12 protein-coding genes and 1 pseudogene are annotated in these 12,843 nt (G+C 38.4%); all 13 read right to left on the reverse strand.

The window, feature by feature from the left end; all coding sequences use genetic code 11:
* Positions 1 to 88 precede the first annotated feature (88 nt).
* Positions 89 to 400 (reverse strand): annotated as a pseudogene (locus H3T75_RS11030) (integrase domain-containing protein); the annotation flags it as partial.
* Positions 401 to 862: 462 nt separating this feature from the next.
* Positions 863 to 2,428: a glutamine-hydrolyzing GMP synthase gene (gene guaA / locus H3T75_RS04015; protein ID WP_198211101.1), complete on the reverse strand. Its 1,566-nt coding sequence runs from the start codon at positions 2,426 to 2,428 to the stop codon at positions 863 to 865.
* A 183-nt stretch (positions 2,429 to 2,611) separates the two neighbouring features.
* Positions 2,612 to 3,178: a hypothetical protein gene (locus tag H3T75_RS04020; RefSeq protein ID WP_198211102.1), complete on the reverse strand. Its 567-nt coding sequence runs from the start codon at positions 3,176 to 3,178 to the stop codon at positions 2,612 to 2,614.
* A 156-nt stretch (positions 3,179 to 3,334) separates the two neighbouring features.
* Positions 3,335 to 3,850, reverse strand: coding sequence for a hypothetical protein (locus H3T75_RS04025; RefSeq protein ID WP_198211103.1), 516 nt, complete (start codon positions 3,848 to 3,850; stop codon positions 3,335 to 3,337).
* 311 nt (positions 3,851 to 4,161) lie between these two features.
* Positions 4,162 to 4,695, reverse strand: coding sequence for a hypothetical protein (locus H3T75_RS04030; RefSeq protein ID WP_198211104.1), 534 nt, complete (start codon positions 4,693 to 4,695; stop codon positions 4,162 to 4,164).
* 296 nt (positions 4,696 to 4,991) lie between these two features.
* Complete coding sequence (locus H3T75_RS04035) at positions 4,992 to 5,507, reverse strand: hypothetical protein (protein ID WP_198211105.1); 516 nt, start codon at positions 5,505 to 5,507, stop codon at positions 4,992 to 4,994.
* Between the two features lie 107 nt (positions 5,508 to 5,614).
* Complete coding sequence (locus tag H3T75_RS04040) at positions 5,615 to 5,872, reverse strand: hypothetical protein (RefSeq protein WP_084586369.1); 258 nt, start codon at positions 5,870 to 5,872, stop codon at positions 5,615 to 5,617.
* A 321-nt stretch (positions 5,873 to 6,193) separates the two neighbouring features.
* Complete coding sequence (gene smpB / locus H3T75_RS04045; RefSeq protein WP_025330778.1) at positions 6,194 to 6,640, reverse strand: SsrA-binding protein SmpB; 447 nt, start codon at positions 6,638 to 6,640, stop codon at positions 6,194 to 6,196.
* Positions 6,641 to 6,776: 136 nt separating this feature from the next.
* Positions 6,777 to 8,117, reverse strand: a complete 1,341-nt coding sequence (locus tag H3T75_RS04050) for an MFS transporter (protein ID WP_198211106.1) — start codon at positions 8,115 to 8,117, stop codon at positions 6,777 to 6,779.
* Positions 8,118 to 8,211: 94 nt separating this feature from the next.
* Positions 8,212 to 9,228 carry a ketol-acid reductoisomerase gene (ilvC, locus tag H3T75_RS04055; protein WP_025330776.1) on the reverse strand — a complete coding sequence of 339 codons (1,017 nt, stop codon included), beginning with the start codon at positions 9,226 to 9,228 and terminating at the stop codon, positions 8,212 to 8,214.
* An 86-nt stretch (positions 9,229 to 9,314) separates the two neighbouring features.
* Positions 9,315 to 9,806 (reverse strand): acetolactate synthase small subunit, encoded by a 492-nt coding sequence (ilvN, locus tag H3T75_RS04060; RefSeq protein ID WP_025331818.1) that lies wholly within the window; start codon positions 9,804 to 9,806, stop codon positions 9,315 to 9,317.
* A 12-nt stretch (positions 9,807 to 9,818) separates the two neighbouring features.
* Positions 9,819 to 11,543: a biosynthetic-type acetolactate synthase large subunit gene (ilvB, locus tag H3T75_RS04065; RefSeq protein WP_198211107.1), complete on the reverse strand. Its 1,725-nt coding sequence runs from the start codon at positions 11,541 to 11,543 to the stop codon at positions 9,819 to 9,821.
* Between the two features lie 389 nt (positions 11,544 to 11,932).
* The gene (locus H3T75_RS04070) at positions 11,933 to 12,790 is read right to left on the reverse strand and encodes a chorismate mutase (protein ID WP_198211108.1); all 858 of its coding nucleotides are present in this window, start codon (positions 12,788 to 12,790) and stop codon (positions 11,933 to 11,935) included.
* Between the last annotated feature and the right edge of the window lie 53 nt (positions 12,791 to 12,843).

Here is a 12,843-nt window from a genome sequence, read left to right on the forward strand (position 1 = left end):
CTGTTTTTTTCCATTATTTTAGTTATACGGACTAAAATTTTGCTCATTGTTCTTCTCCTGTATTGCCATAAACCAGCTTAATATAGCGTCATCTTCCATCACTATGACCTAAGTCCATAGAAACCATAGCCATGACTTCCTTTTCTGAATCCCTTTTAGCTTTGTAATATTGCATTAAATCCTGAGTAAATGTATACCATAAACTGTGAGATTTTAATTTATCTGTTAACCCTATAGCACTACAATGATTATCCCAATAAGTCATTGCCTGTTTTAAAGTTGGTTTATTAATTAACTTCTCATTTTGTTCTTCAGCGATCGCTAAAGTATTGTTAACAGCATTAATTACTCTAGTTCTGTCTAATCTCGTTGTTTCTCTAGGTCTACCACTTTTAATGCCAAAAAATACTTTGAATAAGGCAGCTTAATTAATAGGTGCTGTTTGCCAGTTTTTTATGATTGAAAACTTTGTACTTCATCTACATTTAGCCTAATACTCTGGTAATTTCAAACAGTACCGACTAATGCAGGAGATTTCTGGAATGTTTGTGGTAAGCCACTTGAAACTGTTTATCGGTAATAGCAACTTTATTTCCTTTTTTGCTATCGACAATCAATCCCAATATATAACTACTGATAAAAGAAGAATCGGTAAGAAGAAGGTATTATCCAAATTTTTCACTTCAACAAAGGCACAGAAATAATAATATTGGCATTTTCTGAACATATTAAGTTTTTTACCGTTTAATTTACGATAAAAAATAGTAGTGGATATTATCAAGCTTTAACAAATAAAACCAGCTAATCTATTGATATAACTGGTTTTAAGGAAGAATATTAGGAGTTAATAAAAACTAAATTTCTATTCCCACTCAATAGTGGCTGGCGGTTTGCCGCTGACATCGTAAACGACACGGTTAATGCCGCGTACTTCGTTGATGATGCGATTGGAAACACGACCGAGCAGGTCGTAAGGCAGGTGGGCCCAGTGTGCTGTCATGAAATCGCTGGTAATTACTGCTCGCAGGGCTACTACGTATTCATAGGAGCGACCGTCTCCCATTACACCTACGGATTTTACCGGCAGGAATACAGCAAAAGCCTGGCTGGTTTTATCATACCAGGATACACCGTCTTCATCGCAGGTATTACGCAACTCTTCAATGAATATATGGTCGGCACGGCGCAGTAGATCGGCGTATTCGCGTTTTACTTCACCCAGAATCCGCACGCCCAGGCCAGGACCGGGGAAGGGGTGACGGTAAACCATATCACGAGGTAATCCCAGTGCAACGCCCAGTTCGCGTACTTCATCTTTGAACAAATCACGCAGTGGTTCCAGCAATTGCAGATTAAGGGTTTCGGGCAGACCACCAACATTATGGTGGCTTTTAATGGCATGTGCTTTTTTGGTTTTAGCACCGGCGCTTTCGATTACATCAGGGTAGATGGTGCCTTGTGCCAGCCATTTTGCATTTTGACGTTTGCCGGCTTCTTGCTGAAAGACTTCGACAAATTCGGCTCCGATGATTTTACGTTTACGTTCAGGATCGGTTTCACCAGCAAGTTTGGTGAGAAAATCGGCCGAGGCATCAACGTGAATCACATTGACGCCAAGGTTTTTGCCGAACATATCCATGACCATTTGCGCTTCCTGATAGCGTAACAGACCATGATCTACGAATACGCAGGTGAGCTGGTCGCCAATGGCGCGATGAATCAGTGCAGCAGCTACGGATGAATCTACTCCGCCGGAAAGGCCAAGAATAACTTCATCGGAACCAACCTGTTCGCGAATTTTGATAATGGCTTCTTCGATATAGTTAGGCATAGTCCAGCTGGGTTTGGCCTGACAGATATCAAGTACAAAGCGGTTGATTAGTTCACGTCCCTGTTTGGTATGGGTAACTTCAGGATGAAACTGAACTCCGTAAAAGTGCTTGTGCGAGTTTTCAATGATGGCATACGGACAGCTTGGTGTATGACCGATACTTTTAAATCCTTCTGGCAGTTTGCTTACTTTATCGCCATGGCTCATCCACACATCCAGTGTGTTAGGCTGGTTATCAAAAATGCCATTGGTAAACTGGCTATCTTCTGTATGTACCTGAGCATAACCGAATTCGCGCTGATCGCCACCGCTGACTTCGCCGCCCATGGTATGTGCCAGCCATTGCATGCCATAACAGATGCCAAGAATGGGTATACCAAGATTGAGTATTTCCGGGTTAGCCTGATAGTCTGATTCATAAACTGAATTGGGACCACCGGACAGGATAATGCCTTTAGGGGCGAATGCCTTGATATCTTCAATAGGCATGTCAAATGAATGTAATTCACAATAAACATGAGCTTCACGTACGCGTCGGGCGATAAGCTGGGTTACTTGTGAACCAAAATCGAGAATTAATATTTTATCCTGATTCATGCTAGGCTCTTGACAGGTTTTATGTATGAAGCCAGTTATTTTAACACTTTTCCGGTTTTATTTCTGCAAGTGCTTTGTTCTGGAAAAAACAGTTTTTGAAAACCAGACATCAGGTTTGGATAAAGATATTTAATAAATTGATATATGATTGTATTTTAGGTTATCTGCTCAGAATATTAGTGGTTATATTGCTGTACTCACACATTTTAATGAGTCTCTTTTTTCTTTTGCAAAAGATTTCAGAATATTGATAAAGTTGTTTTGATAATCGTAATCAGCGATATTTTCTTCAATTCCGTCACTAAATTGTATATAAAAGTGTATATCTTCTTTTATGTTTGAGTTTTTATTAAATGTCATAACAAATTCAAAGGCTTTTATATTGTCAGGATAATTCTCGCTGGAGATTAATGGATTAGCTTTGATTATATGCTGAACAAATGCAATAGATTCCAGATAAGATATATCTATTTTTTCATTTTCTACATAGACTGCATCTGGTGTGAAAAGAACCTTTTTAATTAATTCATTAGTTTTTTTGAATTTAATAACTGCAGGGATTACTACAAATAGAAGTATTGTTGACCAAAACCAAAAGTATTGCCCAAAGACGAAAGGAATCAAATAAGCACAAAAATAAATAAAGTAAACGAAATAATTAATATGTGCAAAAAGTTTATTAGAGGTAAATTTTTTAGATTCACTTCTCCATTCTTGCATGACTTTTAAATTTTGTGCTTGGTCATTCATAAAATCTCTTTCCGGGATTCTGCATGATTTAAAATTTACAGGATAGATTTTTATAAAGTTTGATGCAATAGGTAAAGTGGTTTGATTTTTAAGTAAAATATGTTGGTAGATATTATTTTTCTTATTCAGATTCTACCAGCATGAATAATTTGTTATTCAGAAATATTTGATTGCTTTACCGGAATCTTTTAGTAACTCTCTTCTTTCTTTTGCTAAAGTTTCCAGTATAGTGATAAAACGGTCTTCAAAGTTATAATACTGATATCTTCGTTGAAATGATTTACCAAATGCCATGTAAAAATATATTTCTTCTTTAATTATTGGATTTTCAGTAAATTTTATGCAGAATTTACATGTAGACCCTTTATATGGAGAGTAGACATGATTAATAAACGTAATTGATTTAAGATAACAGATGTCTATTTTTTTTTCTTCTATATAAATTGCTTTTAATGAGAAATTAATTTGTTTAATATTTTTTCTTTGGGTTTTATAGAGTTTCCAGAAAATAAAAGTCACTACTGCTGTAAATAAAGCTATTGATATGATAAAAAAATCTTGATCTTTAAATGATATATTTGATAGATATATAAAACAAACATAAGCACTTAAAGCTGTAAAAAACAAATAAATATATGCATAATCATTTGAACAACAATGCCATTCTTGCATGAGTTGTAAATATCTGGATCGGTCATTCATAAAATTTAAGTACTCAGTTTTCTTAAATTAGGTATGGAATGTTAGTAGTGCTTGCTTATATTGATGGAGCTATACAATTTTAACACAATTTAACTTTTTTGTATCTGGTTAAATTATTAAATTCAATGTGATTTAAAGTGTATAGGAGCGTTTTTTATGTGGTTAGATGCAATAGGTAAATTAGTAATATGGATTGATTTATAAGTTAAAAAATATGTTGGTGGATATTATTTTCCTTATTCAGAATCTACCTGCATGAATAACTTATTTTCTCAGTAAAATTAGATCGCTTTACCGGAATCTTTTAGTAGCTCTCTTCTTTCTTTTGCTAAATCTTCCAGAATAGTGATGAAACAGTCTTCAAAATTATAATCCTGATACTTCCATCGAAATGGCTTACCGAATTCCATGTAAAAATATATATCTTCTTTAATTACCCGGTTTTCAGTAAATCTTATGCAGAACTTAAATGTAGACCCTCTATTATAAGTAGGGTATTTAAGTTTAATAAATGTAATTGATTTAAGATAAGATATATCTATTTTTTTGTTTTCTATATAAATTGCTTTTGGTGTGAAATAAACCTGTTTAATTTTTTTTCTTTTAGCTTTAAAAAGTTTCCAGAAAAAAAAAGTACTTATTGCTGCAAGTAAAGCTACTAATGTGTTTAAAATCTGATCTTCAAATAATATATTTAACTGTTGATCTTTTAATATTATATTTAACAGGTACATAAGGCAAATATAAGCACCCGTAGCTCCAAAATACAAATGAATAAATGCATGATATCTTGAACAACAATGCCATTCTTTCATGATTTTTAAATATTGGGATCGGTCATTCATAAAATTTGAATATACAGTTTTCTTAAATCAGGTATGGAATGTTAGTAAGGGTGTTTGCTTATATTGATGTAGCAATACTATTTTAACATAATTTAACTTTTTTGTCTGGTGAAATTATAAAATTCAACGTGATTTAAAGTGCACAGGAGCAATTTTTATATGATTAGATGCAATGAGTAAAGTGATTATGTGATTTGATTTTTAAATAAAAATATGTTGGTAGATATTATTTTCCTTATTCAGATTCTACCAGCATGAATAACTTGTCATTCAGATATATTAGATGCTTTACCAGAGTTTTTTAGTAGCTCTCTTCGTTCTTTTGCTATAGTTTCCAGAATAGTAATAAAGCGGTTTTGATAGTCATAATCTTCATTCCATTCAAATAGCCTATTACCAAATGCCATGTAAAAATATACATCATCTTTAATTACTGGGTTTTTGGTAAATTTTATGCAGAACGTAAATAGAGCTTTATTTAAACTAGGGTATGGTTGTTCAATCAATGTAACAGATTCAAGATAAGATATATCAATTTTTTTATCTTCTATATAAATGTCTTTTGATGTGAAGTAAACCTGTTTAATATTATTTCTTTTAGTTTTAAAGAGTTTCCATAAAAAAAGTGTACTAATTGCTGCAAGTAAAACTGTTATTATGCTAAAGTTTGGACATTTAAATAATATATTCATTAGGTACAAAAAACAAATATAAGCACCTACAGATCCAAAATATAAATAAATAAATGCATAGGCTCTTGAACAACAATACCATTCATGCATGATTTTAAAATCTTGTGGTCGGCCATTCATAAAATTTGAATAAACAGTTTTCTTAAATTAAGTATGGAGTCTGATGGTAAATAAAATATTTATTTAATAATTCATGTTTACCGGCATTTTCGCGGACTTTTTCCTTTTAGTTCTTCATTTGTCCTGATGTCGTAAATCCGGACTGTGGCTTTAGGAAATGCCTTACATAGTACAATTTTTGAGCGATAAATTCCTGTTCCTTGAGCCAGCATTTGTACTTTAGGTGCCAGGTCGTTACCATTTTCATCCAATGCAACGAGACGGTAATCTCCGTTTAATGTCATACAGCCGTTTAGCAATAAAATTATTGATAGCAGACCGATTTTCTTCATCATTACACACCCTGTATTGTTAATAATGCTTGCCTGTATTGATACAGTAATACAAGTTTAACATAATTTAACTTTTTTATGTCTAGTTAAATTTAACTATTTATTATATTAAGAATGGATGTTAAAGGATGATATATAAAATACTGATTTAATAATAGATTATGATTAATTTAATTTGGTTTATATGAAATATGATTTTCTGGAGTTTATTAGCTGTATTATTTTACCAGATAAAAAGAAATGCTTTAATTAGTTTAATTTTTTTATTTATACGGGAAATTAATGAATTTAATTTCCCGTTTTATTATTAATATTTGCCAGGATTTAGCGTGTCTGTTTAAGCAGGCGTTGTTTCTCACGATTCCAGTCTTTTTCTTTGCTGCTTTGGCGCTTGTCATGCTGCTTTTTACCTTTGGCTAACCCCATATCGATTTTTACATAACCATGGCTGTAATGCATGTTAACAGGCACAAGGGTATAACCACTGCGTTCTACTTTGCCTATCAGTTTGTTGATTTCTGATTGTTTCAGTAATAGTTTTCGCTGCCGTACGGGATCGGGTTTTACATGATTGGAAGCGGTGGGTAAAGCAGTAATGTGACTGCCAACCAGATAAAAAGCACCTTTTTTCCATTGGATATAGCTTTCTTTGATTTGTACTCGTCCGGCACGAATAGCCTTTACTTCCCAGCCTTCAAGAACAATTCCGGCTTCTATCTGTTCTTCGATAAAGTAATCGTGAAATGCTTTTTTATTGTTGATAATGCTCATTTTAGATATCTGCTACATAGTATTTTTATGTGTATTTTAGCAGAAAGATTTATTATGGAAACAGATTAAGCTAACACTAATGTGAATTAATCGCTAAGATAAAAAACCGATTGGTTAAATCGGTTTTTTATCTGTTTTAATTTTCAATTTCCTGTTTATGTGTTTCTGGTAGCAGTAGTACTGCAATCATACTAAGTATACAGGCGGTAATCAGAAACCATCCTATATATACTGTACCCTGTAAACCATATGTTTTAACTATCCATGCTGCAGCAAATGGGGTAAGTGATCCGCCCAGAATACCGCCAAAGCTGAAGGAGATAGCTGCACCGGTATATCTTACGTTGGTAGGGAATATTTCTGGTAAGAATGCCGCTAAAGGTGTCCACAAGATACCCATTATAAACAGTGCAGAGGATAAGAAAATGGCAGCTGTAATGGCACTGGAAGAATTGATTAAGTCGCCAAAAAAGAAACCGATTATGATTGTGGCTATACCACCAATCAGAAATACCGGGCGACGACCGATTCTGTCTGAAAGCCATGCAGATATCGGGGAGCCGACTGCCATAAATACAATAGCACCCATGAGAATGGATAAATACTCAATTTTATTAAATAATGCTGTATTTTGCCATTCATGCTTTGTAGTAGCATATTGCAAAGAAAATACGGTTGTTAAAAAGAATAGAGTAAAGCACGACGTGGCGGCCAAAGAGCCTAAAATAAGCTGATTGTAATGTTTGCGTACAGTGTCAGTCAGAGGGATTTTTACAGCACTCTGTCTGGCAACCATGGTACGAAAAGCATTACTTTCAATAATGGACATGCGAACATACATACCCAGACCAACCAGAACAATGCTCAGTAAAAATGGGATACGCCAGCCCCACGACATCATTTGTGCATTATCAAGATTTTTGGATAAAACAATGAAAATCAGGCTGGCAGTAATGAATCCAATAGGAGGCCCAATTTGCGGAAACATAGCAAAAAGAGCACGTTTACCTCTGGGCGCATTTTCGGTAGCCAGTAAAGCGGCTCCGCCCCATTCACCACCTAAGCCAAGACCCTGACAAAAGCGCAGGACGCATAAACAAACCGGTGCAATAATACCTGCCTGCTGATATGTCGGCAGAACACCGATCAGGGTTGTACTGATACCCATTATCAGTAATGATGCTATCAGGGTGGTTTTACGGCCAACTTTATCGCCAAAATGTCCGAATAATCCGGCACCAATAGGGCGGGCAACAAAGGCTATTCCAAAAGTAAGAAATGAGGACATGATGGCAATTGCCCGATCCTTGGTTGGAAAAAACAGGTCGCTTAATACGAGTGCAGCAGCAAGCCCGTATATGTAGAAGTCGTAAAACTCTACGGCTGTACCTACGAGGCTGGCAATCGCTACTTTGGTAGGGGAGTTCTGAGTAATTTTGTTTGCAGATTCAGACTGCGGAGCGGGTGGAGTAGTCATATTCTTTCTTGAATTCGGGGTTTAAAAAAAGCTTGTATATGAAAATGCATACACAAGCTTTTTGCTTTGTTACAAACAGACTTAAGCAGCTATATTAGTTTTTATCCTGATCAACCAGTTTGTTTTTGGCAATCCATGGCATCATGCTGCGTAACTGGTTGCCAATGATTTCGATAGGATGATCAGCATTCTGACGACGGCGGGCAGTCATTGATGGATAGTTGGTTGCACCTTCTACGATAAATGATTTGGCATAGTCACCATTCTGAATGCGTTTTAATGCCTCGCGCATAGCCTGACGTGAATGTTCATTTACGACTTGAGGGCCGGTGAAGTATTCGCCGTATTCAGCATTATTGGAAATGGAGTAGTTCATGTTTGCAATACCGCCTTCGTAGATTAAATCTACGATCAGTTTCATTTCGTGCAAACATTCAAAATAAGCCATTTCCGGAGCATAGCCTGCTTCTACCAGTGTTTCAAAACCGGTTTTGATTAATTCAACCAGCCCGCCGCACAATACGGCCTGTTCGCCGAAAAGGTCGGTTTCAGTTTCTTCTTTGAAGGTTGTCTGAATCACGCCGCCTTTGGTACCGCCATTGGCGGCAGCATAGGATAAAGCGATGTCGCGGGCACGACCGGTTGCATCCTGATGTACTGCAATCAGGCTGGGCACACCACCGCCTTTCAGGAATTCACTGCGTACTGTGTGACCAGGGCCTTTGGGTGCAATCATCACTACGTCAAGATTTTTGGCCGGAATAATCTGGTTGTAATGAATATTAAAACCATGAGCAAAAGCTACTGTGGCATTGTCTTTCAGATTAGGCGCGATTTCATTCTGATAAACTGCCGGCTGAAATTCGTCAGGTGTCAGAATCATCACTACGTCGGCTGCTTTTGTGGCTTCTGCAACTTCCCGTACGTCATGACCGGCATTTACTGCTTTATGCCAGGAATTACCGCTTTTGCGCAGCCCGACGATTACGTTTACACCTGAATCTTTCAGGTTGGCAGCGTGAGCATGACCTTGTGAGCCATAACCGATGATGGCTACGGTTTTGCCTTTGATTAATGAGAGATCTGCGTCTTTATCGTAATAAACTTGCATTGCTATTCCTTCAATTTAATGTGTTGATTTTAAAATCAGGGTTTTAATATGTTTTTAGGTCGGATAATGCTTTAAAAATGTCCGGCTTAAATACGTAACATGCGTTCGCCGCGACCTATGCCTGCTGCACCGGTACGTACGGTTTCCAGAATAAGTGTTTTGCCCACAGTATCCAGAAAGGCATCTAGTTTGCTGCTGGTGCCGGTGATTTCTACTGTATAGGTTTTGTCGGTTACATCAATGATGTGTCCGCGGAAGATATCGGTCAGACGCAGTATTTCATCGCGATCCTTGCCGGTAGCACGCAGCTTAACCAGCATTAATTCACGTTCAACGTAGTTGCTATCGTTCAGATCGATAACTTTGATAACTTCTATCAGTTTATTAAGCTGCTTGGTTATCTGTTCCATTACTTTGTTATCACCGCTGGTGACAATTGTCATTCGTGACAGGGTTTTGTCTTCTGTTGGAGATACGGACAGGGAATCGATATTGTAAGCACGGGCTGAAAACAGACCGACAATACGGCTCATGGCTCCGGCCTGATTTTCCATCAGAATGGATAAAATATGTCTCATGATGTGCTCCGGCTATTCTTCTCTCATATGTGGCGGTAATACCATTTCATCCAGACCTTTACCATTGCCTACCATGGGATAGACATTCTGAGTACGGTCGGTAATGAAATCCATGAATACCAGTCTGTCTTTGAGTGCAATGGCTTCTTTCAGTGCACCTTCGATGTCGGCTGCTTTTTCCACTCTGATGCCAACATGCCCATAGGCTTCAGCCAGTTTGACAAAGTCAGGCAATGATTCCATATAGGTTTCAGAATAGCGGTTGTCATAATAGAGTTCCTGCCACTGACGAACCATGCCAAGGAAGCCGTTATTAAGATTGATCACTTTAATCGGCAGACGATACTGATAACAAGTGGAAAGTTCCTGGATATTCATTTGTATAGAACCTTCACCGGTAATACAGAATACGTCTTCTTCCGGTTTAGCCAGTTTAGCACCCATAGCATAAGGTAATCCGACGCCCATTGTGCCCAGCCCGCCGGAGTTGAGCCACTGGCGCGGGCGTACGAATGGATAGTATTGTGCTGTAAACATCTGGTGCTGACCGACATCCGATGTGATGAGGGCATTGTTGTCGGTCAGTTTTGCCAGTGTCTGGATTACTTGCTGAGGTTTGATAATTTCATCTGAACTTTCAAACCAGAGGCTGTTACGGCTGCGCCAGTTTTCGATGTTTTTCCACCATCTGTCCAGTGCATTACTGTTAAAGTTCAGATTCTGCTTCTGCCACAGGGCCAGTAAATCAGCCAGAACGTTTTTAACATCACCAACAATGGGTACGTCTACTTTTACGCGTTTGGCAATGCTGGATGGGTCGATATCAATATGGATGATTTTTTTACCATCGTCAGTGAATTTATCGGGTACAGAAATAACACGATCATCAAAACGGGCACCAACAGCGAGTACTACGTCGGCATTTTGTAAAGCAATATTAGCTTCGTAGCTGCCATGCATACCTACCATGCCAAGAAACTGACGGTTGGTGGCAGGAAATGCGCCTAATCCCATCAGGGTAGAGACACAGGGTGTACCGGTGGACTGAATAAAATCGGTAAGGATGTTGCTGGCATTACCCAGAATTACGCCTCCGCCGTACAGTACAATTGGTCGTTTAGCTGCAGCCATCACTTGTGCTGCTTTTTTTATCTGACCTGTATGTCCCTGTGTAACGGGCTGGTAGGAGCGGATATTGATGTCTTCCTGCGGGTAGCTGAATTTCGCCATTGCCTGGGTCACATCTTTAGGCACATCAATCACTACTACACCGGGTCGGCCGGTACGCGCAATCTGAAAGGCTTTTTTAACTGTTTCTGCCAGCTCACTTACGTGGGTAACCAGAAAATTATGTTTTACACACGGGCGGCTAATGCCGACAGTATCGACTTCCTGAAAGGCATCAGTACCGATAGCAGGTGAGCCAACCTGACCGGATATGACTACGAGCGGGACAGAATCGGAATTGGCGGTGGCTATGCCGGTTATGGCATTGGTAGCACCCGGACCAGATGTTACCAGAGCGACTCCGATTTTTTCTCCGTTGCTGGCGCGTGAGTATGCATCAGCAGCATGAACTGCAGCCTGCTCATGACGGACAAGTATATGGCGGAATTTTTTTAATTGAAAGATGGCGTCGTAGATTTCGAGAACTGCTCCGCCGGGATATCCGAAAACATATTCTACATTCTCGGCTTTAAGACTCTGCACGAGTATTTGTGCACCTGAAAGTTGCATATCAACCTCTTATGTTCTAGTAGTCCGACTGATACATTGCCAATGCATCTTCATCCGGTAAGATTAATAAGTGTAAACGGCGGTTTAGGGTACGCGAATATACTTATTGTGATGATCTATTGGCTCTGCATCCGGTAGTCGGAATAGCAGGTTTGGGTTAGCTAAATGAGTGTTTACGATAAAACAGGTATAGATGTTAAGCAAGCGCTAATTTTGAAAAGAATGCTAGTTATATGATTATATTAATTTATTTTATGCTAAAGATTTTATATTTTGCGCAATATTATACTTGTTTTAGACAAATTTAACATTATAAATGATTAAATTTGTCTAAATTTATAAATAATATATGTTTTTGTAAATTTATTAGTTTTGGACTTATTGTCCAGTTAATGTATGACAATATGAGCTCCTGCAGCTTGTGCCAGTTGCATAAGTGTTGCACTGTCCATATAGGCATGAGCGAGGCGGGAAATATTGGCCACAATGGGCAAATGAGTAATCTGTCTGGCTTTAACAATGGCTTCTACATCAAGCCGGTAAGGAGCGTTTCGCTCCAGACTTAATGTACCTGCTTCACCCAGCATCAGATGATGATTGCCCTTTAAGGCAATATGCTCAGCTGCAATCAACCATTCATCTACCTGATGATGTTTGTCTTTGCAGAGTACAACCGGAATATTCAGACAGCCTACTTCGTTAAGGAGGGTGCGATTAGACATTAACTCTCCGCCCAGATAAATAATATCTGCTTCTGCCTGTAAAGCCGGTTCTAGCTGGCGCACATCCCTGATACGCAGCCAGACGGGTTTATTGGCTGCATGTGCCTGCTTAATTTGTTGTTGCATGCTGATATTGGTTTGCGGCACTGTCGAATAGGGTGAAAATGCCTGATAAAAAGGATCGATAAAGACATTAGCTCTTTGCGGAAGCCGGGTGCCGCTCATGCTGTCGACTATATAAAAATGGTTGCCGCCAAAGTTCTGTCCTCGTACGGTGATAACTGTATCCTCGGGCTGAGTTTCACGGCTGATGATGCGCCAGTCCTGTAGTATGCGCATGGCTTTTTCAACGCCGGCAAGTGCTTCTAGTTCGCGTGGTTCGAAGACTCTTTCATCACCAACAGCACCGATGATGGTGCGTTCTGCGCCACGGGATAAATGTTCGTGCAATCCGCGTCCACGGATAAAACTGATGACATTGCTGATCTGTGTTTCGGTTGCCTGACGCTGCATTACGATAATCATATCCGGATTCCTTGAAAACAGTATTCTGATTGTCAGAAAAAAACAGAATGCTG

Source organism: Snodgrassella sp. W8135, from assembly GCF_016101225.1.
GTDB lineage: Bacteria > Pseudomonadota > Gammaproteobacteria > Burkholderiales > Neisseriaceae > Snodgrassella > Snodgrassella alvi.

Bases quoted from the DNA above. Each gene is read 5' to 3' on its own strand.
- guaA (WP_198211101.1), bottom strand. From the start codon at position 2,428: ATGAATCAGGATAAAATATTAATTCTCGATTTTGGTTCACAAGTAACC.
- H3T75_RS04020 (WP_198211102.1), bottom strand. From the start codon at position 3,178: ATGAATGACCAAGCACAAAATTTAAAAGTCATGCAAGAATGGAGAAGT.
- H3T75_RS04025 (WP_198211103.1), bottom strand. From the start codon at position 3,850: ATGCAAGAATGGCATTGTTGTTCAAATGATTATGCATATATTTATTTG.
- H3T75_RS04030 (WP_198211104.1), bottom strand. From the start codon at position 4,695: ATGAAAGAATGGCATTGTTGTTCAAGATATCATGCATTTATTCATTTG.
- H3T75_RS04035 (WP_198211105.1), bottom strand. From the start codon at position 5,507: ATGCATGAATGGTATTGTTGTTCAAGAGCCTATGCATTTATTTATTTA.
- H3T75_RS04040 (WP_084586369.1), bottom strand. From the start codon at position 5,872: ATGATGAAGAAAATCGGTCTGCTATCAATAATTTTATTGCTAAACGGC.
- smpB (WP_025330778.1), bottom strand. From the start codon at position 6,640: ATGAGCATTATCAACAATAAAAAAGCATTTCACGATTACTTTATCGAA.
- H3T75_RS04050 (WP_198211106.1), bottom strand. From the start codon at position 8,117: ATGACTACTCCACCCGCTCCGCAGTCTGAATCTGCAAACAAAATTACT.
- ilvC (WP_025330776.1), bottom strand. From the start codon at position 9,228: ATGCAAGTTTATTACGATAAAGACGCAGATCTCTCATTAATCAAAGGC.
- ilvN (WP_025331818.1), bottom strand. From the start codon at position 9,806: ATGAGACATATTTTATCCATTCTGATGGAAAATCAGGCCGGAGCCATG.
- ilvB (WP_198211107.1), bottom strand. From the start codon at position 11,543: ATGCAACTTTCAGGTGCACAAATACTCGTGCAGAGTCTTAAAGCCGAG.
- H3T75_RS04070 (WP_198211108.1), bottom strand. From the start codon at position 12,790: ATGATTATCGTAATGCAGCGTCAGGCAACCGAAACACAGATCAGCAAT.